Consider the following 26,008-nt stretch of genomic DNA (forward strand, 5'->3'; position numbering starts at 1 on the left):
CTTTTTTATTGAGTTATAAAAGATTAGTTAGAAACTTTATAAATCTTAAATGTTTCAGACCTGTTGCCCGGTAATCCGGAAACTTTAAGTATATACACTCCCGGCTGAAGTGAAGTACCTTCCAGACCAACTTTCTGCAGGGTTACACCCGGTTGCACATTCCTGATCTCTCTAGTAAGTACGATCCGTCCACTGATGTCAGTAACTGTAAAGTTAATTCGTTCAGCTTTTTCAGGTAATGAAAGTTTCACATTCACATCACCTTTGAACGGATTGGGGAATGTTGACACTTCAACTTTTGAAACCACCGGCTGAGCAGGATTAGCACGCTCTGTAACAGGTTGATTTGTATTTAACGTTCCGGGTGTAAGGCTCAACGTAGTAACATTACCGATAGATACACGATTGTTTTGTGAACCACCGCCGCCGTTACCGCCTGGTACGTTTATGTAAGCATCTATTACAAGTGCGCCAATGTATGCGAATGGAGAAGCACCGCCTGCCCTTATTTCAATCAATACAGAACCGTTTTCATCAGGTGTTACACCTGTGATAGTTACAGTATTACTTCTGTTATCAGCAGCATTCAACGACACGCTCTTGCCACCAATCTTATAAACAGTTGTTCTGTCGCAACCGGTACATGCACGACTGGCAAAGAAGGTGAAATTATACGCATTGGCAATACTCAATCCATCGATCCTTAACATTGCAGTTGTATTTGCATCCAGCCACCATGTTTGACTAATAACAGCATCAGGATAAACACCACTGTTATTACCTGTATTTACACCCAATGTATTAACCCCGTTGAAAGCTGTACCAACTACAGTCATATTAATTCCTGTAGGAGTATTTGAACTACTCAGCATATTGAAATAGATATCATCAGGTATTGGGCCCTCATTTGTATTATTCCAAGGTGCTGGAGCAGGGTTATCCTGGTTAAAGTTCACAAATACTGAATACTGAAGCGTTGAAACGCCTGCTGTATTTGTATATGCTGAGAATAAATCAGGATTGCGCTTAGCACGAACTCTATAATAATAAACAGTTCCCGGTGTGAGTCCCGCATCTGTATACGTACTTGCGTTTGCTGCTGTAGTAGTGAGTAGGTTAAATGGTCCATTAGCCGCATTAGATCTATACACTTCAAAGCCATCTTCATTATTGGACTTATCCATCCAATTTAACCTTATTGACGTTGTTGAAATAGCGCTGGCTGTTAAATTAGACGGAGCTAATGGCAACCCGTTATCAACATAGGACTGAACCACTAAGGCATTAATATAACCAAACCCAGCACCGGCATCTTTTGTAGCAGTAAATTCAATAATACCGCTTGCATTAGGCACTACACCCTGAATTTGTACTGTATTCGCCGTATTGCTGGCCGCATTCAATGAAACTGTTTGACCAGCATAGCTGTAATGTGTAATACGGTTATCAGTAACTCCTCCACGGCTTGCAAAGAAGATAAGATTGTACTTCACATTTGCTGCAGTACTTAAACCGCTGATGCGTATACGCTTGGCAGTTGTTGTATTTGTGAAATAAGAAGTACGCATTACATCATCCGGGTAAACACCGCTGTTATTGCCGGTAGAAGCTCCCAGATCATTTGCATTATCCCACGCATCAACTAAAGTTACTGATACGGTGGATGGGGCACCTGCGTTATCAACAAGATTGTTAATAGTAGTACCGGCAGCAGGCAAGGTATTGAAACTGTTCCATGGACTGCCAACAGGTAACACCTGGTTAAAGTTCACCATATAGGTGCTTATATCCTTATCAGATACTGATATATTGAACTGGCGGGATGAGCTTGAATTAAAATTATCAGTTGCTGTTACAGTAATACCGGTGAAGGAACCTGTAGTAGTACCCGGCGTAATTGTAATTACACCTGTACCGTTGCCTGTATTTGTAAAGGTGGCAAAGGAAGGAAGACCGGTTACAGAAAGTGTTATTACATCACCCGGAGCATCTGTAGCAGTTATATTAACATTCACAGTTTGTTCAGTCTTCATGGCAACATTTGCAATAGCAGCAATTGAAGGAGCTCCGTTCGGAATACTGATTGTAACTGTATCACTGTTAGGTGATGCACCAACACTGTTCAAGGCTCTTACATAATAGTAATAAGTAGCATTACCGGGTGCAGTTGCATCATTGTATAACTGAAGATTTGCATTATTGCCGCCAGGATTGAGTAACGTAAAGGAACCGGGCAGATTTGTTGCAGATCTGTAAACTTCATATGAAGTTTCGTTATAAGCCGCATCAATCCAGTTAAGCCTGATTACATTACCTGTTTGCAGGCTGGCTGTAAGACTCCTTGGTTTTGCCGGAGTTGTTCCATCATCATAAATACTTTCAACCACCATCGCATTGAGATAGCCAAAAGAAGACAATGGTCCTTTTGCCAATGTAAGCGTAAGCGTTCCGTCAGATGCAGATTGCTGGTTGTTAATACTAACCGTATTCTGCGAGTTACTGGCAGCGTTTAACGTAACACTGGTAGTACCAATTGTATAAACAGTTGTACGATCATCTGTAACACCTGCACGACTTCCAAAGAATGTAAAGTTATACCTGTATGCAGGATTCAAACCGTAAATACGGATGGTTTGAACAGCGTCATTGGTAAAGTAACAGGTGCGCATCACATTATCAGGATATACACCACTGTTGTTGCCCGTATTGGCGCCAAATGTGTTTACAGCATTACCAAGATTCTGCCAGGGGCTTGTTATGAGTAATCCTATACCGCTGTTAGCTCCTGTCTCATCCAGCATGTTGGGGAAATTATCATTCAAAGATGGAGTTGGCTTGCTGGTATTATTCCAGGGAGCCGGAGAGGTAAATGAACCATCAGTAAAGTTGATAAATATTCTCCTGTTAGGATTAACATTGTTAACAGTTATGGTAAACGCAGTGTTTGCGATACCAAGATTACCATCATTAACGGTAGCTGTTACATTATATACTCCATGATCAGCCAATCCGGGAGCAAGGTTAATCTGAACCGCTCCTGCATTTATAACCGGTGTAGCAAAAGATGGTAAACCTGTAAAGCTCCATGTTAATACATCTGAAGGGTTTTCATCAGTAGCGTTGATATTTAACTGTCCTGTTTGCTGTTCATTCAATACAATATTACCAGGTCCTGTAATTACAGGAACGTAGTTATCATTAACATTCAGATCAAATGAAACAGCGCTGCTTCCTCCGTTTTGATCATTAACCGTTACAGTGATTCCTGTAAATATTCCGATTGCCGGCGGATTATTGAAGCTGATAGTACCCTGTCCATTACCGGTATTTGTAAAGGACGCAAATGGAGGAAGATTAGAAGGCGTAAGAGTTAATGCCTCAGGATCTGCATCCGTTGCTGAAATATTTACAATAAGAGTTGTTCCAAAACGCATGTACTGTGTAGCAACAGGGGCTAATACAGGAACATTGTTAAATGTTTTGGCTGTATCATCATTACTGAAGAGCGAACTGCCTCCCTCATTAAAGGAACGTATCCTGTAATAATGGATAGAGTTAGCAAAGAGTCCTGTATCAAGGAACGAAGTAGCATTAGCCGGCAGAGTGGCGAATAATACAAAGTTGGCACCGCCATTACTTGATTTGTATAATTCGTAACCGGTTTCATTGGTTGCATCTTCCCATGTTACATTAATCCGGGAAGTAGAAATACCGGATGCCAAAAGACTGGCCGGCATTGTGGGTGCGGGAGGTAATGAACCGGTAGTTGCATAAGAATTTACAACCGGAACATTGTTCATCAGATTGGTAATATTGGATGCAGACAATGCGTAATCATAGATTACAAAATTGTCAATCCAGCCATTGAAGAAACCAGATGCAGTATTAAATGCATTAGATCCGTTTACAGTACCTATCCTTGAACCATTAGTAGTAGTGGTTACTGAAGTAAACGAAAGCGATGTATTTGCAGCTACCTCCGTTCCATTTACAAATAACCGCAATGTATTGCCGCTATATACAAGTGCTATATGATTCCATCCTGAACTGGTATATGGTGTTGAAATGGAGTTACGTACATTGTTACTTGCCACACCTGCAAACAGTGTATTAGCATCAAGTCTGATGGCCAATCCGTCATCATTACCACCCGCATCTACTACTACCCTATTACCTGTATTACTGTTCGACTTCATCCAGAAAGCAATGGTACGCTGTGTAAATGCAGACTGCAGGAATGAACCTGTTGTAGGCATGGTTACACTCTGATTGCTTCCGTTAAAGCGGATGGAATGTGTTCCCTCCTGCTTATCAGCAGCATCATAAGTTGGGTTATTACTTTGAGTAAGTGTACGACCATTACCACTGCCATCATTAAGATTGTTATTAAACAACCAGATAGCAGCAGGAACGTTGAGATTTTCTGCAAAAGCAGATTCACCAAATTGACCGATTGCTCTAATCCTGTAATAATAGGTTGTATTGGCATTCAAGCCTGAGTCAGCATAATTGGTAGCATTTGCCGGTGCGGTACCAACTGTAACAAAACCTGTTGTTGCATTGGTTGATCTCCAGATTTCAAATCCTGTTTCATTATTACTGTTATCCGTCCAGTTTAAATTAATCTGGCGGAATGAAACTGCCGTTGCGCCTAATCCTGATGGAGCTGCAGGAGCAGAACCTCCTAAAGGCAGCGTCTCAATAAACGCACTATTGGGTATTGCTACATAAGAAGTACCCGTTGATGGGGTTCTCCATGAAACAGTCAGAGATTGTCCACTGGATTGCTCAAAGAAAGCAACAGCAATGGGATAAATACCTTGTGTTAATGTTACGGCAACTGATGTTCTGTCCTGAGGACCATGTACACCATCATTATTTACCAACGGCGTTCCACTGAAACTATAAGGTGAAGTGGTACCATTTAAAGAACCTAACCACAATCGGCTTCCATCATCAGAATTTGTTCTGAAATAGTAAGTACCACTCACAGGTATATTAATAAATCCTTCCCATAAGAATGCAAAGCGATCGTCCTGGGTACGTGGTGTCAATGCAAAGTTGGGCATTGAGCCGATGGCAGCCGGAGATAACGTTGCAAAGTTGGGGAGATTGGTCCATGAACCACTGAATGTATAATACTTATAAGGTAGCCCGTTTAATACTGTTTGGGCAGTTACCTGGTTGCTGTGTGGTGAATTGTTATCTGCTGCATCTCTTGCACGCACAGTAAAGTTATACGCCTGGCCATAGTTCAAGTTATAAACAGTATAAGAAGTTTGTGATGTAACATACGCTTTTAAGCCATTTACATAAATATCATACTTCGTTACTGCAACGTTATCTGTTGCTGCGGTCCAGCTTAATGAAACAGAATTTCTTGTGGTACCTGTAACTGTTAAACCTGAAGGAGCAGTAGGAGCAATATTATCTGACAAAGTAGTTGCATTAGCTTCATTGGAAGCATTAGCAGCGCCTGTATTGTTTACAGCACGTACAACATAGAAATATTTTGTTTTAGGAGATAAGCCCTGGTCAACAAAAGAAAGTACATCAGCATTTGTCATACCAACTAATGTATAGGGGCCACCGGCTGTAAGTGAACGGTAAACTTCAAAATTGGTTTCATTATACAGTGGAGATGGATTGTTTGCCCATGAAACCTGTATGGCATTTTGTGAAAGCGGCGATGCTACCACATTAATAGCCGCATCCGGCTTGTTAGGACCATTAGCATCTATCACCGCAAATAAGCTTGACCAATCGGTAGAACAACCGAATTGCTCGGTTACTCTTACTTTATATTGACCGGGAGATGCAGCCACTGCTGTATCGGCAGTGCTGATGGTAGTTGTATTACCTTCCCGTTGCCAGAGATAACTTTGATAAGTATTAGGTACATTTAAAGTAACACTGGTTTTACCATCCAATGCAGGTAATACTTTACTCTGAAGTCCTTTAACAGAAATAGCAGGAGGAACGGTTGCCGCTTTAATACCTACTACTAACGGAGTAGGTGACCAATCAGACCAAACGGTACCTCTTCTTACTCTTGCACTGTAAGACCCCATTGCAGGATTTCCTGCAACTGCAGTTCCAGTAATAGCAAGTGTTTGTCCGGTAGCACCGGAAATAAGTACACCATCCTTTCTCCACTCGTATTGATCAAAACCGGGAGCAAGTCCGATAGTTATATTAATAGCATCACCGGGACAAAACTCACTTCTTCCAAACAATGGCCAGGGATTAGCAGCATGTGCACGTAAAGCATAGGGGTAAAAATCAGTTTCTGTCCAAACTGTATTCCATACACCATGAGCAAGATTGGGATATTTTGTATACCTGAAGTTTCCACCTGCAGCTAGAATTGCATCACGTACAGCCTCCGTGGTAGAAGGTGCGGGTGATGGATCTAAAGCTCCCTGGAAATTCCAGATAGGTGTGAACTTTATTTTATTAATAGTGGTTGTGTTAATATAACAAGCACAACTGGAAGACATAGGCATTGCCGCTGCTACATAAGTGGGATTATTAATCATCATATCCCAAGTTCCGGCACCACCTGCCGATAAACCATTTGTTACAACACGAAAGGCATCCAGTTTATTATTGGATACCATGTAATTGATAATTTCTTTTATGGCATCATACTTACCAATATCCCAATAACCATTTTGAGACTGCATTACCAGGATATATCCATCATATGTTCCGTTATCAACTTTGTCTCTGAACTGCTGTCCACCATGAAGCAATGAATACTCATTATCATAAATAGTACCCCGTTCACCTAAACCGTGAAAGAAAACAATCATGGGGTATTTTTTCCCATCAACTGCAGTTGGACTATAAGTCTTTGGAAACTTCAAACGAAAAGCAAATCCATTGTAGTAATATGCTTTGAAAGAAGTAGTATTCCAACTTAAGCGGTTCGTTTTAACCCACTTTGCCATAGTACCCCATGCAGGAGTAGCGGGGGGAGCGGAAGGGTTGTATACTACGATGGGATCATTCGGGTCAAGAACACTTTGTGCAAAGGTGTTACTTGCAAAAAAACATGCTGCTGCTGTAAGCAGGATACGCATGGAATTAAGGACAGATTTCATATTCTGCAGCTCAGGTTTAATTTTGAAATAGTGTGCTGAGTTCCAGAGGATAATTGGTGTTCAGGTCTCTAGTAGGATAAATAATTTACACGTGCAGCAGGTACACGTTCAGCATAACGGAAATTCAAAAGGATGGAGTGTGGTTTTGGTCAGGAGCTAATGGATCTATAAAGTAAGCATTCTAACAGATGAAGTGCAAGCTACTGTATTTGTTTTAAAATTAATAATTTAGGGCAATTATTTTTCAGTAAATACCACATTTTATGAACAAATACCACAAACCGGTAATACCCTTATTTGATTTGAAAAGCTCCCTCAACCATTTATTTTCAACAAGCTGATTGCCCGTAAACTATCGCATCTGCAACAAACTATTCATTTAATTCTAAAGAAGTGAAATATTCTCCTTTCCGGTTTTTTTTGATATTTATAACCCTGCTTGCCGGATTGGGCTTGATTTGTACTGTGGTAGCTGTTTATTTAAACTCCTCTTTAGGCAGCGTTGCGGCAATAGCCAGGTTTGCATACCCCTTTCTTTTACCCATTACATTTATTTTGCTGCTTACTTGGCTTCTGAAAAAATTAAAATGGTGGTGGTTCTGCCTGCTCAGTATTGGATTGTCTTTTAATCAACTAAGGGTATTAATACCCATTCGCTGGAAAACAGATTTTGAAACAGTTAAATCAGAAAAAACAATACGCATTCTTTCCTGGAACATCAGCCGATGGGATGAAAGAAACAAAGTACAACGGGGAGGCGTGAGCTATCGGCCATTGATGATGGACTTTATTGAATCTACCGGTGCTGATATTCTTTGTTTCCAGGAATTTTTTGAATGTCATGATCCCTCATTATTTGAAGCTAATATTCCTGAACTTAAAAAAAGAGGTTATCCCTATTTTGCCTTTCATCCGTCATCAGAATTATTCAATGGTAAACTGCAATACGGCCTGGCTATTTTCTCCCGTTTTCCAATCACAAAATCAAACTATCTTGAAAACACAAAAGGCGAACATTCTGAGGGTCTGTTAATAGCAGATATTACCGTTAATGACACAACCATCAGGGTGTTTAACACACACCTAGAAACGCCCGGTATCAGCAAATCTGATTATACAGAACAGGGAGAAATGAAATTTTCGAAATCGGTTTTATCTAAACTTAAGAACAGTTATTATTTACGAAATGTACAGGCGGAACGAACCATTGACGAAGTAAAAACAAGCCCATTCCCTGTAATTCTTGCTGCTGATCTTGGTGATGTGCCCAACTCCTATGCTTACTTTACCCTCAGGTCTGATTTGCAAGATGCGTTTCTCAAAAAAGGATATGGATTGGGTACCACTTTGCGACACACATCACCCACCTTACGCATCGATTTTCTGTTTTTTGACCAATCAATAAGGGTTTTACAATTTGATAATATAACCCGGATACGATACTCTGACCACTATCCGCTACTTGCTGATTTTCAACTTAGTTCTGCAAAGAATCAGTCCCTACCCTAAAGTGGGTATTTTCAGAAAAAAAACGAGATGATGTTTTGTTTTGTGATTTTTTTTTCTACTTTAGCATTCGTTAAGTGCTTCTACTTAGCATTTGCTTATCTCAATACCCCTGAATTACCCCCGCATTTTCTAACAGAACCTCAGTGTTCCATTTCCTAAGACGAATCAAAAAAGTACTTGCAACCGGCTAACCGCCAAGTACAATTCCAATTCCGTGATAATTATTCATTGATGCATTGTTTGTAATAAACAGGCTTTAACATGTTTTGGCTATGATTAACGCAGTATTAAGTATCAATGCAAACAAAGCGATGAATTATGTTATTGAGTCAATTATTAATCATCAGTATGAAGTAATTGCAGTTAATGACATTTATTCTGCCGCTGAGCAACTTAAAAAAAGAAAGGATATAAAAACAATCATCCTTGACGTGGATAACACACAGGCAGATGTTTGGGATTTTATCCACCATATAAAAACAAGCCGCTTTTTTAACAGGCCCATTATTGTTTTAACTAGCGACAAGAACCTTGCACAAACAAAAAAAGTGGAAGAAACAAAAATCCGGTACCTCTTGCATAAACCCTTTGCACCTTCTGAAATACTTAAGAAAATTTCTGAAGTTGAATCAATTGTTAATCACCAAAAAGAAACAGCTAACATAACCCTATAAATTATCTCTTTATGCCCACCAATTCACTACCCTTGATTATTGCAAATGACCATCCGAATATGCTGGCCGTTGATGACAGGCTTGTAGAAATTCAACAACCTCAACTTTTCGGTTCGTTTTTATATATAGGCGATAAAAATGCCACGGTAAGGTATTTCGCAAATTATTTTAAAACCGGAATTCATGTTTCAGGTTTTGATGAGGCTATCAACAAGATTTTTAAACTTTCTGCAGATCCCCTTCATTTGCCCGAAGTAATTTTAATTGATACGCCTCTCATAAAATCAAAAATGGGTGCTCTTTCTTTTGTATTAAAGAGCAACAAAGCCTTGAGTAAAATCCCTGTTATTTACAACGAGCGCCATCTTGATGTAGGAATCATCTATGAATTGATCAGCCAGGACCTGATTGACGAAGCCACTAATATTAATACCTGGGACAGAAGCTTCCTGGGCAAACTCAAATATTTGAGTATGCTTAAACAGCATCAGCATAAATCCATTCTGAGAACTTCTGCTTTTCACACGCAAAAAGGATGGAGAAAGATGTTTAATGCTTTCTGTAAAAGAACATTTGATATCATTATTTCTTCCCTGCTTATAATCGCCTTGATTCCTGTTTTTGCAGCAATAGCACTTGCCGTTAAGATTGACTCCCGTGGCCCCATATTTTATAATTCCCTTCGTGCCGGCCGTGGTTTTAAAGTATTTAAGTTTTTTAAATTCAGAACCATGGAAGTAGGTGCTGATAAAAAAACGGAACAACTGGCGCATCTGAACCAATATAAAGATGGCTCCGGTCAATGCAGTTTTCTCAAAATCTGTAATGATCCCCGTGTTACTAAAGTAGGTCAGTTTTTAAGAAATACAAGCCTGGATGAGTTACCTCAACTGTTTAACGTATTAATTGGAGATATGTCATTAGTAGGTAACAGACCCCTACCTATTTATGAGGCATCTACTCTTACTCATGATGAGGCAGTGGAACGGTTTATGGCTCCGGCAGGCATCACAGGTTTGTGGCAGGTAGAAAAGAGAAGCAAAGAGGAAATGTCGGCCAACGAGCGTATTTCTCTGGACATAGAATATGCAAGAAAGCATAATTTTTTAATGGATATGTTTATATTAGCAAAAACGCCCATGGCTATGTTTCAAAAAGCCAATGTATAGCGTTGAACGTTGAGTTCGTAAAGAGCGGACCGGTGAATCCTTACCCCAAAAAACAAAGTCATGGATCAACAGAACCTTCCAAAGGTTTCCATCGTTACCTTAACCTGGAACACAACAGAAATAACAATTGATTTTCTTAAATCGCTTAACGAGCATTGTACCTACCCCAATCTCGAAGTGATTATTGTAGATAACGGGTCAAAAGAAAATCCTACAGCTGCGTTTAAGTCCATCTATCCCTCGGCCATTGTCCTGGTTAATGAAAAAAATCTTGGTTTTACAGGAGGTAATAATGTAGGCATTAAAGCTGCCACAGGTGATTACCTCTTTATTGTAAACAACGATACCGAGTTTACGCCGGGCTTACTGGAGGGATTGCTCAAAATTTTTGAAACCTATCGTGATGCAGGTATCGTAAGCCCTAAGTTTCATTATTTCTATCATAAAGGTACTATTGAATACGCCGGTTATAACGAGGTGAATATTTTTACCGGGAGAAACGGAATGGTTGGTTGCCGTGAACAGGATAATGGTCAATACAACGAAATTAAAACAACCAATTACGCACATGGTGGTGGTATGATGGTACCACGTAAAATCATTGATGAAGTGGGTGGCTTACCCGATGAATTCTTCATTTATTACGAAGAGTTTGACTGGTGTGAGCAAATAAAGAGAAAAGGATACAAGGTTTATTATCAACCTGCATCTCTTATCTATCATAAAGAGTCAATGACAACAGGTAAATCGAGCCCTTTCAAAACGTTTTATCATACGAAAAACAGGATTCTGTTTATGAGGCGGAACATGAAGCCGCTCAACCTCTTCATCTTCCTGAGTTATTTCACCTTTTTAACGATCCCGAAAAATACATTAACTTTTCTACTGAAAGGCCAGAAAGAACATTTGCGCTCTTTCTGGAAAGGTATATTCTGGCATTTTAACCGTAACATCACCTTTAATTAATTTTGTATGTGTGGCATTACCGGTTTTGTAGATTTTGGTAAAAAAACTACCGCATCTGTATTAAAAGAAATGACAGATGCTATGTACCACCGTGGGCCTGATGATGCAGGACATGAAGTGTACAATGCCGCTCAATATGATCTCGGGTTTGGACAGAGAAGACTTTCCATATTAGATCTTTCGCCGCTGGGCCACCAACCCATGCATTTTAAAAATTACACGGTGAATTTTAATGGCGAGATCTATAACTTCAAAGAAATAAGAAAAGAGCTGGAAGCAAAAGGATACAGCTTTAATTCATGGTCTGATACTGAAGTGATTTTAAAAGCGTACGACTGCTGGGGTATGGATATGCTCCGTCACTTCATTGGTATGTATGCCATTGCTTTGTATGATAAAGACAAGGACAATCTCATACTTGTAAGAGACCGTGCAGGTGTAAAACCGTTATACTATTCATGGCAAAATGATTTACTACTGTTTGGCTCAGAACTAAAAGCGCTTTATAAGCACCCTTCATTTAAAAAAGAAATTGATGTCAATAGCCTGGCCTTATTTCTTCAATACAGTTATATACCGGGGCAGCATAGTATTTTTAAAAGCACATTTAAATTATTGCCGGGTTGCTATTTAACTGTAAATCTTAAAACCAAGGAGCAGCAACTAACAAAGTACTGGGATGTATTTGATGCCTACAATAAACCCAAGATCAATTGGAGTGATGCAGAAGCCATTGAACAGACAGACCGTCTGCTGAAAAAAGCATATGAATACAGAATGGTGGCTGATGTACCCGTGGGTATTTTTTTAAGTGGTGGATATGACAGTTCCAGTGTAGCAGCTTTATTACAAACAGGAAGAACAGAAAAACTAAAAACATTTACGATTGGCTTTCATGAACAGGAGTTTAATGAAGCTCCCGAAGCAAAGAAGATTGCCAACTACCTGGGCACAGATCATACAGAATGGTATTTAACAGCAAAGGAAGCCGGAGAAGTATTGCATCACTTACCGGAAATTTATGATGAACCTTTTGCCGACAATTCAACAGTGCCTACTGTGCTGGTAAGTAAACTGGCAAAACAACAGGTGAAAGTAGCATTGAGTGCAGATGGCGGTGATGAAATTTTTGGAGGTTATAATAAATTCAACCAGGCTGAAAAGTTTACAGAAAAGATGCCGCATGCTGTTCAATCATTGTTGAGCGGTGGAATGTCCTTAATCAATCCTGCTTATATCCCATACTTTAACCGCAAATACAATTTTACTACCCGCTATGAAAAGATGAAGCTCATCTGGAAAAGCCAGGATCCTGTGCAGGCAGTAAAATATATCAGTCAATATATTACTGAGAGTGAAGTAGCTTCTTTTCTGGCAACTCCTTTTGAAAAATATCACACCTTTTTTGATGATAGTAAGATGTTGCAGAAAAATGATGGTGTGGTAAACAGGCTGCTCGCCATTGATTATAAAACATTTTTGGTAGATAATAATCTTGTAAAAGTAGATCGGGCCACCATGTCCGTTAGCTTGGAAGGAAGAGAACCTATGCTGGATCAGCATATTGTTGAATACACCGCCACACTTCCATCACATTTTAAAATACGGGACGGTGTAAACAAATGGCTCTTAAAACAGGTAGTTCATAAATATATTCCCAAAGAATTAATGGAAAGACCCAAGCGACCATTTATAGCGCCGCTGATGGTTTGGTTCCGGGAAGAGTTAAAAGAACAGTTGAAATACTACCTGAGTGAAACCAGTCTCAAAAAAACAGGTGTATTTAATCCGCAACCAATTATACAATTGAGAGATGCCTATCTCGCCGGTAGAAAAGTAAATTACCAAAAACTCTGGCAGGTATTGATTTTTCAACTCTGGTATAATAAATGGATAGAACAATTGTAACAAACATTATTAAATCATATAAACACTGAATTATGAAACAAAAAGTATTAGTAACAGGTGGCGCAGGATTCATCGGATCGCATGTTGCCAAACATTGTTTGGATATGGGATTTGAGGTAGTAGTGCTGGATGATTTAAGTGGTGGTTTTGAAGATCATATACCTGAAGGTGCTGAATTTATTAATGGCAGTGTTACTGATCATGAATTAATTACTGACCTGTTTGCGCAACATCGTTTTGAATATGTTTATCATCTTGCTGCTTATGCTGCAGAAGGTCTTTCCCACTTTATCAGACGTTATAACTATAATACTAACCTTGTAGCCAGTATAAACCTGATTAACGAATCAGTAAAACACAAAGTAAAATGTTTTGTGTTTACATCTTCTATTGCTGTTTATGGCAAGGGTCAACTTCCGATGACCGAAGAAATGAAACCTGAGCCGGAGGACCCGTATGGGGTTTCTAAATATGCTGTAGAACTGGATTTAAAAGCAGCACATGAAATGTTCGGATTGAACTATGTTATTTTCAGACCCCATAATGTTTATGGTGAAAATCAAAACATAGGTGACAAATACAGGAATGTAATCGGCATCTTCATGAACCAGATCATGCAGAACAAACCATTAACAGTTTTTGGTGATGGCACTCAAACACGTGCTTTCAGCTATATTGATGATGTAGCCATTCCTATTGCAAAATGTGTGGGTATTCCTGCATCTTATAACCAGGTATTTAATATTGGTGCTGATAAACCTTACACGGTTAATGAACTGGCACAGGTGGTTGCAAAAGAGTTTGGTGTAGAACCAAAGATCAATTATTTATCTGCGAGGAATGAAGTGCTGCATGCTTACTCTGATCATGCAAAAGCACATTCTGTTTTTGGTGCGCCTACCGGCATTGATTTGGCTCAAGGAATCCACCGCATGGCCAGTTGGGCTAAGAAAGTAGGAGCCCGCCAGAGCAAAGAGTTTGGTGAAATTGAAATTGCAGAAAAACTGCCTGATGGATGGGGGTTACAACAAAAACCCGTTGCAACGAATTAACACATGTTAAACGGAAAAAAAATAAAAGTATTGGAATGCATTCGCCAGGGAAAAATTGGTGGCGGTGAATCGCATTTATTAAGCCTGGTTGAAAACCTTGATCGTAACAGGTTTGAACCCATCGTACTTTCATTTACATCTGGACCCATGATTGAGCAATTACAACAGATGGGAGTTGAAACACATGTTATTTATACAGAAAAACCTTTTGACATAAGAAAATGGAATGCAGTTAAGAAACTGCTTCTCTCAAAAAAAATTGACCTGGTACATGCACATGGTACCCGTGCTAATTCAAATATATTGTGGGCTTCTAAAAAATTAAAGATTCCGGTTATTTATACCATTCATGGATGGTCTTTTCATCCGGATCAGAAACCGCTGGTAAAAACATTAAGATTACTGGGCGAAAAATACCTCACTTCCCGTTCTACTTTAAACATTTCGGTATCACAATCCAATAAAGAATCCGGCAAAGAACTGATTCCATCTTTTGAATCAGTGGTTGTAAATAATGGAATCAATCTTCAAAAGTTTAACCCGGCTGATCAGTTTAAAGATATCCGTGCTGAGTTAAAACTGTCAAAAGATAAAATACTCGTTTTATTCATTGCACGCTTTACACTACATAAACAGCCGCTCACGCTTCTTAAAGCATTTGCTGAAGCCTTAAAACAAAATACAAACATGCACCTGCTGATGGTAGGTGATGGCGACCAGAAAGAAGAAGCAAAGCAATTGATTGAATATTTGCAAATAGGGGAACATGTAACATTAGAAAATTTCCGGCAGGATGTTCCTGATGTATTGGCAGCCGCAGATATTTTTGTTTTGCCTTCCTTATGGGAAGGTTTACCGATCGGACTTTTAGAAGCAATGGCAATGGGTAAAGCGATCATTGCAAGTAATGCTGATGGCACAAGAGAGATTGTTGAGCATAATAAAAATGGTTTACTTGTTTCCATCAACGCATTACAAAAAGAAACAACTGAAGCACTCGTGCAATTAAGCCAACAACCGCAGCTCCGAAAAGAACTTGAAACCAATGCAAGAGCTACCATAACCGAACGGTTTAATGCCATTAGCATGACAAGAACTATTGAATCGATTTATACAAAACTGGTATCAGGTACCCCTGTAAACAACTAATATGGAATTTGAAAGAATTGCCGATATTAAACGCTTGAATTTTATCATTAAAACGCTTCAGCAATATTTGCCGCAAGGAGCTGAGGTGCTGGATGTAGGCTGTGGTAATGGTGTTATTTCCAGAAGTCTTGGTGCAAACGGATTTAACGTAAAAGGAATTGACATCAGCGAAAAAACAATAGCAAAAGCCAAATCATTAAACACATTTTCCAATGTAAGTTTTGAAGTATGCAGTGCAGAACAGTTAGTAGCAAGCGGTAAAAAATATCATGCTGTTATCTGCAGCGAAGTATTGGAGCATTTGAATGAGCCCGGGAAACTGTTGCAAACACTTCATGAAACAATTCATGACAGTGGTGTATTGATTGTTACAGTACCAAACGGCAATGGTCCAAGGGAACTTTTTGTAACAAGACCTGTCATATCACTCAGCAAAAAAAACAACTGGCTCTGGAAAGTGATTCAAAAAATTAAATCAGCACTTGGCTATAAAGGAACAACTGCTCAATCTGATGCTGATGACTTAACACATATACAGTTTTTCACGAGAAAAACACTTAACCAGCTGGCTCAAAACAACCGGTTTTCGATAATACGGTATGGAAAAACAAATTTTATTGAAGATGTATTTCCGTTTTCATTTTTAACCAAACGTTTTAAATTTCTCCAGAAATGGGATTGTGCTCTTGCCGAGTTACTTCCTTATAGTTTTACCGGAGGATTTGTAACGGTTTGGACAAAAAACCACTGAAAGTATGAGTGTAGTAGTAAAATTTATTATTTACTTTTTTGATACGCTGCAAATTATATTGGCCTTGTATGTGCTGGTACCGGTAGCCGGCTTATTTATTTACTTGTTCAGACGGAAAAATGATAATTATGTACCTGCCTTAAGTAAGGAGTTTCTTACAAAAGATTTTGAATTTGCGATCATTGTTACGGTTCACCAGGATACTGATTTTATAGCCCCAATAGTTGACTCTATTGAAAAGCAAACGTATAAAAAGTTTCATGTTTATATCGTTGCCGATGATTGTGATGTGAGCAATATTCAGGTTAAGCAGCACAATGTAAGCATACTTCAACCGCCAACTGCCCTGCATTCAAAAATAAAATCAATACAGTATGCCCTTTCACAAATAAAAAATAATACCGATGCTTTAATTATACTGGATGCCGACAATTTAATTCACCCCAACTTTCTTCGTGTAATCAATAGCTATTTTCAAAAAGGCTATAAAGTTGTGCAAGCAGGATTTAAACCTAAAAACACCTCAACTGCTTATGCACGTATGGATGCCATCGGGGATCTCTATAACTTCTTTACTGAACGGGAAATGCGCATGCTGATGGGTTTATCATCCACCATCTGGGGATCCGGTATTGCAATAGATATGGAATTATATAAAGAAGTTAAATACACCGATTATCTTGGTGGCTTTGATAAAAAACTACAGGCCTACCTTGTACAGCGAGTGGAAAGAATAGCTTATGCCCCCGAAGCTATTTTATACGATGAGAAAATATCATCCGGAAAATCGTTGGAAAATCAGAGAACAAGATGGATCAGCTCTTACTTTAAATATTTTAAGGATAGCTGGGGCATACTCAAATCAGGATTGAAAAAACATAATTTTAATCTCATCTATTTCGGATTTCATACTTTAAGACCACCACTTTTTATTATTCTTGGCTTTGCACTGATTACAACACTAATTGATCTTTACTTTGATATCCGTTTTTACCATAGCTGGTTGTTTTTATTAGGTGCTTTTTTTATTTCATTCGCACTCATAGTTATAATCAAGGGAAGAGATATTAAATATGTTAAAACACTTTTATTACTTCCATTTTTTGTTGCCCGACAGGTGATAGCACTTTTTAAATTAAAAAAAGCAAAACATTCGTTTCTTAAAACACAGAACCATAATATCATTTACATATCTGATTTGCTGAGTGCAGAAAAACAATGATTCAATGACAACACCTTTTAAAATATTATTGGCTCTTTTATTACTACTGCAAGCGGTATTAGCCATTTATTTGTTACTGCCTTCGTTGCTACTGCTAATTCACTACGTCAACAGGAACAAAAAACTACTGCTAACTAAAAAATACCCACGTACTATTGATAAAGAGTTTGACTTTGCTGCCATTGTAACAGCTCATAAAGACACCCGGTTTATTGCGCCGCTTGTAGATTCATTTTTAAAGCAGCGCTATAAAAACTTTGCATTATACATTGTGGCAGACGATTGTGATATTGCACATTTTAATTTTAATGATGATCGGGTAGTACTACTGAAGCCTGAAGCTGCATTACATGCCAAAATTAAATCCATTAAATATGCAGTGGATCATTTTATAAGAGGGCATGAAGTAATCGTTGTATTTGATTCAGATAACCTGGTGCATCCTGATTACTTTTTGAACCTGAATCAATATTTCTGCCGTGGTTTTGAAGCAGTGCAAACGCATATGCTTTCCAAAAACACTGATACTATTTATTCCAGGCTTGATTCCATAGGCCATATTTATAATACGTTTGTAGAGCGCCAGTCCAGAATGGAATTAGGTCTTTCATCCAGTATTTTAGGACTCGGCATTGCCGTTAAAACTGATTTATACAAGCAAGTAATGTATAAAGATGCGCTTGGCGGATTTGACAAAAAATTACAGGCAGATATCATCCGCATTATTCCGCAATTAGCATTTGCCAAAGACGCCTATGTTTATGATGAAAAAGTAGATGATGGTGCTACATTTGAACGCCAGCGTACCCGTTGGATTTATACCTATTTTAAATACTTCAGCATTAACTGGAAGCTACTGGTTTACGGTTTAAAATCCGGCAACTTTAATAAATTCTTTTTTGCTTTTACAACATTAAAACCACCGCTTTTTATAAAAATCAGTCTTGCCTTCGTTTTCCTTATTTCAGGTTACTTTATTCATCCACTGCTCAGTACTGTTTGGGCTGTAATCATTTTAATTTTTACTGCTTCGTTTATTTCCATTATTCTTACTCAAAGTACTCAAAAAGGTATGGGACGGGCGCTTTTATATATACCTGCAGTTGTTTTCAGGCAAATGAAAGCTTTTCTTAAGTTAAAACAAGCCGGAAAAGATTTTCTGAAAACTGAGCACTCCAAAATTGTTTATATTGATGATGTATTAAAACATGAGTCTGCTTAAAAAAATATACTACAAGGCTACTGCTGCGTTACCAACACGACTCATTCAAAACATTGCAAAGCCAGATGTTTTACTCCCATATCATCACCTGGTTTCAGACGATGAAGTGCTACACACAAAGCATCTTTATTCCCATAAAAATATTCAGCAGTTTGAAGATGATCTTGACTACCTGCTCCGATTTTTTAAACCAATAAGTACTGAAGACTTAATAAATCATATTAAAAAACATCAGTCACTGCCTGCAAACCGTTTCCTGCTTTCCTTTGATGATGGCTTCAGAGAGGTGTACGATATAATTGCGCCCATACTTTTAAGAAAAGGTGTTCCCGCAGTTTTTTTTATTAACCCGGCTTTTATTGATAACAAAGAATTGTTCTATCGCTGTAAAATCAGTTTGTTAATTCATCACTTTCTCAATACTGATCTGAAAGAAAATAACATCACTGCTATTACTGATTTGCTGCAACTACCTGCCTCAGCCGGAAAAAATGATATCATTCATCGCTTAAAAAAAACAACCCAGCATAATAAAGATTTGCTGGACCGGTTAGCTGACCTATTATCTGTTTCTTTTTCTGATTACCTGAAAACTCATCAGCCCTTTCTTTCCACAGAACAGTTACACTGGCTTAAGCAAAAAGGATTCACCATTGGTGGTCATAGCTGGGATCATCCTTACTATAATTTACTGCCACAGGAAGAACAAATAAAACAAACAACCGAATCCATCAAATACGTTCAAAAAGAAGGAAATGAGTTGTTAAGTGTCTTTTCATTTCCCCATTATGATACGCTGCTCAAACAATCCTTCTTTGATGCATTGTTTCAGCAGCAGCAAATTGATTTGCTGTTTGGTATTCAAAACCAGAAGAGAGAATTGAATAATAAAATGATTCATCGGTTTAATGCAGAACGGCCCGATGTACCATTACAACTTCAGTTGAATGGTCTTTTACTTTTTATGTTGTTGCAAAAAATTACCGGCCGTAAACAGGTAAAGAGACCAGAATAAAGACAATCAGAAATACATTCTTCTTGTAAGCTGTAATCAACTCAGTTTAAGACAGTTTATTTCAAGCAGAAGATAATTGAGATGCATTACTCGTACCGCAATGCATTAATTGGATCCAGCTTTGAAGCTTTATAGGCAGGATAAAGTCCGGCTATCAAACCGGTGGCAAAACAAATAACAACACCTGCTAATACCCAAATCCAGGGCACTACAAATCCTGTTTTGAGGAAAAGTGCAAAGCCATTACCCACTAATACACCAAGGAGCACACCAATACCTGCTCCCAGCAGACTGATCAATATACTTTCCCAAAGAAACTGAACCCTTATAGTGGAGCCTTTGGCACCGATTGATTTTGAAAGACCAATTTCACGGGTACGCTCACTTACTGCTACCAGCATGATGTTTGTTAAACCTATAGCTGCACCTACTAATGTGATAATACCAATGAGCACAGCTGCATAACGCACATAACGCAGCAGGTTTTTAAATGTTTCGACCAATGAATCACTCCGGTCGATATAAAAATTGTCAGGATCTTTGAAATTGAGTTTGCGGATAGGTCTTAAAATACCGGTTGCTTCACCTACTGCAGCGTCCATTTGAGAAAATTCATTTGCCCGTACTGTTATACTATAACTCCCCTCACTGCTGAAAACACGTCTTGTATTATTGTAAGTAATCAACCCGATATTATCCAATGCAAGAAAAGAACTGGCGCCTCTTTCCTTGAGCGTACCGATGATACGGTAACGATTGGTACCAACACGAATAATCTTACCTAATGCATACTCCGGATTGTTACGAAAGAGTTTCTTAACAAGATCACTGCCGATGATGACAACATTTCGGCCACTTTCAATATCCAGCTTGTTGAAATTCCTGCCGCTGATTAATTCATATCCACTGTTGAGTAAATAGTTTTCATCTCCACCCATTACCCGAACATTCGGATTGGTTTTAATATCTTCAAAAAACAAAGTAGCATTAAAACTTGCAGGCTTGGAAATACTTACCGTAGCAGGAAAATCATAACGGTCTTTAAAGGCACGTGCTTCATCAAACGTAATAACCTTACCCAGGTTAGAAGCTCTTTCCTTTACACCCTTTTTTGTCTTTTTGATATCAGTGCGGGGTGGACCACCCATTCGAAAATTACGCTCTCTGAAACGGATGCTGAATGAATTAGCGCCCAGAATAGAAAAGTTTTCATACAAACTCTGGTTCATTGCTTCAATAGCAGTAATGATACCAATGAGCGCCATGATGCCGAATGCAATGATTGATACAGTGATACCCGTACGCAACCTGTTAGAGCGGATGGTACGCCAGGAAAGAGATAAGATATCACTAAACGTCATAGAAACTGTTTCTGCACCGAAATTAACAAACCCCTGTCAATAAACAATAAGATTGGATGAATGGTATTGCAGACAGTATGACTCCCCCGGGCTTGACAGCAGTTTAAAATATCAATAACCAATCAAGCAGTGAACCCGGTAAAACGCCCAGCAGGATAATGAGTGCAGCAACTGTTACCAGCACGACTTTATAAACCGGCGTTGTTTCTACTTCCTGTCCTTCGCCATCTTTGAAGTACATAGCCTGGATAATACGGAAGTAGTAATAAACGCTTATGGCTGCCATAAGAACAGCAAAAATTACCAGCCACAGATACGTACCTGTTTTAACGGCTGCCGCCAGCACAAAATACTTGGCAAAGAAACCAGCTGTGAGCGGAATGCCGGCCAATGAAAGAAGACAAACAGTAAGAATAAATGCAAGTAAAGGTTCCTTTTTGGCAAACCCGTTAAAACCATCAAATGTATAATCCTTCATTTTAACGATTACAGCAAATATGCCGATAGTAGCAAGACAGTAAGCAGCTGCATACAACAACAATCCCTGTTTGGCCATATCATTTACAGCAAACACAGAAAACATCATGAAACCGGCCTGTGCAATACTGGAATAAGCCAGCATACGCTTAACACTCTGTTGAAAGACAGCCGTAATATTTCCGATGAACAAAGTAAGTACGATGATGATAGCAGCACTGAGTTTCCAGTCATCATAGTTATAACCAAATCCATTCAGAAACAGATTAAAGAAACCAACAAACACTGCCGCCTTTACAATGGTGGCCATAAAGGAAGTAAATACAGTAGGAGCACCGTCATATACATCCGGAGTCCAGAAATGGAAAGGTGCCGCCGATACCTTAAATGAAAGTGCAATGAGCATAAACACAATACCGATGGGTAATAACACACGAAGCTGATCATTTGCAGGAAGGTTCATATTTTCAATCTGAAATGAACCGGAAGCTCCATATAAAAAGGCAATACCTAAGAGGAAGATGCCGGTAGAAAAAGAACCCATCAAAAAATACTTGAGTGCAGCTTCATTGCTTTTGAGATTTCTTTTATCAGCACCTGTAAGTATATAAAGCGGAATAGAGATAATTTCAATACCAATAAACAGAATGAGCAGATTGTTGAAAAGCGCTACAAGTCCTACACCACACATTACAAAGAAGATCAACGCAAAATACTCATAAGAATGACTTCCTACAGATTCTATATCCTTCCCATTGAGTAAAAAGTAAAAAATCAAAGACAGCACTGCAACAGTAAGAAATAAAAGATTAAAACGTTCGTATTGCAGCATTCCTTTAAAGTCGCCTTCAAGAATTGTAATACCATTTAGGTCAAGCAAATTGGAAATAAGTAATACAACAGCACCCAGCAAGGCAATATTCTTTGCCATTGATTTATTGCTGATGAATAATCCGCTAAACATCATCACCACACCCCATATTGCCGAAATTAAAATCAGGTTCATCGTTTCTTCTCTTTTGCTTTATAGTTTTGAATACGCTGCTTTCTTATTTATAAATTCCAAGTACGGTTGTAACAGTATCGCTTACCAAAGCAAATACCGGCTTCGGATAAACCCCCATGATAAAAATGGCCGCTACTATTACACTCAATGCTATCCTTGTAAACAGGTTCAGATCCTGGGCGTTAGCCGTTCTCGTATTACCATTTCCGTAAAATACTTTTTGTATCATACGCAAGGTATATACGGCACTTAAAATAATACTCAGTCCGCCAACGGCTGCATACCATACGTTGAATTTGAACAAGCCGTTAAACATGAGAAACTCACCTACAAATGCGTTAGTAAGCGGTAAGGCCACATTAGCAAGCGCTACAATTACAAGTAAAATAGTAAGTGCAGGAGCTTTTTGTGCAATTCCGCCCAGCTCGCTCATTTTACGGGTGCCGAATTGCTGTTCAATCATATCAATCACAATCCACATACCCAGCACGTTTACACCATGGCTGAAAAACTGAATCATAGCACCTTGTAAACCGCTTTCATTATTTACAAACAAAGCGGCACTCATTAAACCAATGTGAGCTATCGATGAATAAGCAGTTAAACGTTTGAGATCATCCTGCTGCATTGCAAGGATACTGGCATATACCATACCTATCACACTTAAACCAATTACAACGTTATCAAACTGTAATGCAGCAGCAGGGAACAGCGGGATTAACCAACGAACTACAGCAAACAAACCCATCTTCACCATTAACGCACTCAGCACCATTGTTACAGCGGTGGGTGATTCTTCGTAGGCATCAGGCTGCCATGTATGAAAAGGAAATACGGGCATTTTAATAGCGAATGCGGCAAAAAACAACCAGAATAGTAATCCCTGTTGTTTTACTGTAAGCTTTACATCATAAAGTGATTGCAATGAAAACGAAAGGTCAGGTGTTTGATAATAGAGATACAACAACCCAACCAACATTAATAATGAACCAACAAATGTGTAGATGAAGAATTTAAATGTAACAGCTATTCTTCTTTCGCCTCCCCATTTAGAACATAAGAAATAAACAGGTATCAATGCCAGTTCCCAGAAGAAGTAAAAGAGTAAGCCATCTGCGGCCAGGAACACACCTGTAATACCAGCCTGTGTCAGCAGCATAAATCCATAAAAGCTATTCGGGTCTTTATACTTGTTACGAAACGTACTGATGAAAATAACAGGATAAGCCAGTGCTGTTAAAAAGCAAAGCATCATGCTCATGCCATCCATCTTTAAAGCAAAAGAAGATCCCAGCTGCGGCAACCACGCAGCCTGGAATTGCATTGCAGCTTCGGTACGGTTCATGAAACCGAAAATCATCACAGCCAGCGCTGCAAGTGATGCCAATAAACTGAATGACTTTGCTGCTTTTTCTTCTTTTAAAAAGAACGAAACCACACCACCCAGCAACGGAATTAATATTAACAGTAATGCTATCATATAACAGTTTATCTCAAATCAGTAAAAATGATCAATACAAAAAATAACAAAATACCCAGCACCATCCACAGTACATAACTACCTACCTGCCCGCTTTGCAACAAACGTAACTGACGGCTTCCCCACTGGATTGTTTTACCCGTTCCGTTTACGATGCCATCAATACCACTTTTCTCGATGAATTTATTTCCGAAAGCACCCAATGCATTTAATGGTCTGGAGATGATGGCATCATACAATTCATCAACGTACCATTTGTTGGCCAGCGTTTTGCCGAAACCTGTTGCATCACCTGTTTCAGGTTTTTTGCTGAAGCGTGTCCATGCATATACGATGCTGATGAGAATGGCACTGATGCTTACACCAAGTAACATATACTCAGTAGAATGATCAACAGTATGTGCGGCTGCTCTCTTTGTTGAAGCTTCAAATACAGGTGCTAAATAATGCTCCAGCTTATGTGCATCATGCACAAACAATTCAGGAATACCTACAAAACCGGCTACTACTGCTAAGAATGCCAGCACCATTAACGGTACAGTCATTTGCCACGGACTTTCATGCAGGTGATGTTCCTGCTCATGTGTACCACGGAAACTTCCACGGAATGTCATAGCATATAAACGGAACATATAAAAAGCAGTCATCAACGCACCTGCTAAACCAATCCAGTAATAAACAGGGTTATGAGCAAAGGCAACAATCAATATTTCATCTTTTGAAAAGAACCCGCTGAACGGAGGAATACCTGCAATGGCAATACAGCCGATCAAAAATGTTAGATGCGTGATGGGAAGTTTCTTTGACAGTCCACCCATATTGCGTATATCCTGTTCATGATGCATGGCATGAATAACACTACCTGCACCAAGGAACAACAATGCTTTGAAGAACGCATGTGTCATTACATGAAACACAGCTCCTGTATAAGCGCCTACACCCAAACCTAAAAACATATACCCAAGTTGACTCACTGTAGAATAAGCCAATACTTTTTTAATATCGTTTTGCTTGATGGCAATTGTAGCAGCAAGGATAGCAGTTGCCAAACCAATAACAGCAACTACAGTTTGTGAAACAGGAGCCAGCGTGTATAAAATATTACTTCGGGCAATCATGTAAATACCTGCGGTAACCATGGTTGCAGCGTGGATTAATGCCGATACAGGTGTAGGACCCGCCATCGCATCAGGCAACCAGGTGTATAAAGGAATCTGGGCACTCTTACCGGTAGCACCTACAAAGAGTAACAAAGTGATGATTGTAAGAATAGCCGCTCCGCTGTTCATCTGCTCAGCCTGCGAAAACACTTCAGTATATGTAAGTGAGCCAAACTGCTGAATGATAAAGAAAAGCCCCAGCAAGAAACCAAGGTCACCAATACGGTTCATTACAAAAGCTTTTCGTGCTGCATTACCATAGTCTGTATTCTTAAACCAATAGCCAATTAGTAAATAAGAACATAAACCAACACCTTCCCAACCAATAAACATAATCAGGTAGTTGGCGCCCAGCACCAGCAACAACATACTGAATACAAACAAATTCAAGTAAGCGAAGTAGCGTGCAAAATGATGAGGTTCTTCCTCATGCATGTAAGAAGTGGAATAGAGATGAATTAAGAATCCAACCCCGGTAATAATGAGCAGAAACAAAGCACTCAGTTGATCTACCTGGAAAGCAAATGGAATATCGAGTCCTGCCACATTAATAAACTCAAACAGGTTTACAGTAGTAGCTGTAAATCCTTCTGCTCTCGTTTGGTTAAAGATGAGTACGCTTACTACAAAAGAAGCAAGAATCACTGCAGAGCCAATCATTCCGCTAAGTGATTTGCTTAAACTCTTTCTGCCCAACCCATTGATCAAAAAACCAACAAGTGGAAATAAAGGAACTAAATAAACCAGGTCAATTATACTCTTCATAATACATGAGGTATGA

General features: G+C 39.0%; 16 protein-coding genes. 11 read left to right on the forward strand and 5 right to left on the reverse strand.

Annotation, left to right across the window (positions count from 1 at the left end; all coding sequences use genetic code 11):
• Window positions 1-23: 23 nt before the first annotated feature.
• Complete coding sequence (locus PDL71_RS16030) at window positions 24-7,106, reverse strand: fibronectin type III domain-containing protein (protein WP_407522884.1); 7,083 nt, start codon at window positions 7,104-7,106, stop codon at window positions 24-26.
• Window positions 7,107-7,499: 393 nt separating this feature from the next.
• Here PDL71_RS16030 and PDL71_RS16035 point away from each other — a divergent pair, with 393 nt between their 5' ends.
• The 11 genes from PDL71_RS16035 to PDL71_RS16085 all read left to right on the forward strand — a co-directional run bounded on the left by PDL71_RS16035 (window position 7,500) and on the right by PDL71_RS16085 (window position 19,743).
• Complete coding sequence (locus PDL71_RS16035) at window positions 7,500-8,615, forward strand: endonuclease/exonuclease/phosphatase family protein (protein WP_407522886.1); 1,116 nt, start codon at window positions 7,500-7,502, stop codon at window positions 8,613-8,615.
• Between the two features lie 272 nt (window positions 8,616-8,887).
• Window positions 8,888-9,289 carry a response regulator gene (locus tag PDL71_RS16040; RefSeq protein ID WP_407522888.1) on the forward strand — a complete coding sequence of 134 codons (402 nt, stop codon included), beginning with the start codon at window positions 8,888-8,890 and terminating at the stop codon, window positions 9,287-9,289.
• 11 nt (window positions 9,290-9,300) lie between these two features.
• Window positions 9,301-10,458 carry a sugar transferase gene (locus tag PDL71_RS16045; protein WP_407522890.1) on the forward strand — a complete coding sequence of 386 codons (1,158 nt, stop codon included), beginning with the start codon at window positions 9,301-9,303 and terminating at the stop codon, window positions 10,456-10,458.
• Window positions 10,459-10,518: 60 nt separating this feature from the next.
• A complete protein-coding gene (locus tag PDL71_RS16050) occupies window positions 10,519-11,424 on the forward strand; it encodes a glycosyltransferase family 2 protein (protein ID WP_407522892.1) in 906 nt (301 codons plus the stop codon).
• 6 nt (window positions 11,425-11,430) lie between these two features.
• Window positions 11,431-13,332: an asparagine synthase (glutamine-hydrolyzing) gene (gene asnB, locus PDL71_RS16055; protein ID WP_407522894.1), complete on the forward strand. Its 1,902-nt coding sequence runs from the start codon at window positions 11,431-11,433 to the stop codon at window positions 13,330-13,332.
• Between the two features lie 32 nt (window positions 13,333-13,364).
• A complete protein-coding gene (locus tag PDL71_RS16060) occupies window positions 13,365-14,384 on the forward strand; it encodes an NAD-dependent epimerase/dehydratase family protein (protein ID WP_407522896.1) in 1,020 nt (339 codons plus the stop codon).
• A 3-nt stretch (window positions 14,385-14,387) separates the two neighbouring features.
• Entirely contained in the window at window positions 14,388-15,533 is a 1,146-nt protein-coding gene (locus PDL71_RS16065) for a glycosyltransferase family 4 protein (protein WP_407522898.1), read from the forward strand.
• A 1-nt stretch (window position 15,534) separates the two neighbouring features.
• Window positions 15,535-16,284, forward strand: a complete 750-nt coding sequence (locus tag PDL71_RS16070) for a class I SAM-dependent methyltransferase (RefSeq protein WP_407522900.1) — start codon at window positions 15,535-15,537, stop codon at window positions 16,282-16,284.
• Window positions 16,285-16,288: 4 nt separating this feature from the next.
• Window positions 16,289-17,506, forward strand: a complete 1,218-nt coding sequence (locus PDL71_RS16075; RefSeq protein ID WP_407522902.1) for a glycosyltransferase — start codon at window positions 16,289-16,291, stop codon at window positions 17,504-17,506.
• Window positions 17,507-17,510: 4 nt separating this feature from the next.
• Entirely contained in the window at window positions 17,511-18,728 is a 1,218-nt protein-coding gene (locus tag PDL71_RS16080; RefSeq protein WP_407522904.1) for a glycosyltransferase family 2 protein, read from the forward strand.
• Window positions 18,715-19,743: a polysaccharide deacetylase family protein gene (locus tag PDL71_RS16085; protein ID WP_407522906.1), complete on the forward strand. Its 1,029-nt coding sequence runs from the start codon at window positions 18,715-18,717 to the stop codon at window positions 19,741-19,743. Before PDL71_RS16080 ends, PDL71_RS16085 begins: the two co-directional genes overlap by 14 nt.
• Before the next feature lie 86 nt (window positions 19,744-19,829).
• On the opposite strand, the gene PDL71_RS16090 is transcribed toward PDL71_RS16085, so the two are convergent.
• The 4 genes from PDL71_RS16090 to nuoL all read right to left on the reverse strand — a co-directional run bounded on the left by PDL71_RS16090 (window position 19,830) and on the right by nuoL (window position 25,992).
• On the reverse strand, window positions 19,830-21,104 hold the full coding sequence (locus tag PDL71_RS16090; protein ID WP_407522908.1) for an ABC transporter permease: 1,275 nt from the start codon (window positions 21,102-21,104) through the stop codon (window positions 19,830-19,832).
• Window positions 21,105-21,207: 103 nt separating this feature from the next.
• Window positions 21,208-22,587 carry an NADH-quinone oxidoreductase subunit N gene (locus PDL71_RS16095; protein WP_407522910.1) on the reverse strand — a complete coding sequence of 460 codons (1,380 nt, stop codon included), beginning with the start codon at window positions 22,585-22,587 and terminating at the stop codon, window positions 21,208-21,210.
• Window positions 22,588-22,630: 43 nt separating this feature from the next.
• A complete protein-coding gene (locus PDL71_RS16100; protein WP_407522912.1) occupies window positions 22,631-24,067 on the reverse strand; it encodes a NuoM family protein in 1,437 nt (478 codons plus the stop codon).
• 8 nt (window positions 24,068-24,075) lie between these two features.
• Window positions 24,076-25,992, reverse strand: a complete 1,917-nt coding sequence (gene nuoL / locus PDL71_RS16105; protein ID WP_407522914.1) for an NADH-quinone oxidoreductase subunit L — start codon at window positions 25,990-25,992, stop codon at window positions 24,076-24,078.
• Between the last annotated feature and the right edge of the window lie 16 nt (window positions 25,993-26,008).

Source organism: Lacibacter sp. MH-610 (assembly GCF_045780045.1).
Classification (GTDB): Bacteria; Bacteroidota; Bacteroidia; order Chitinophagales; family Chitinophagaceae; genus Lacibacter.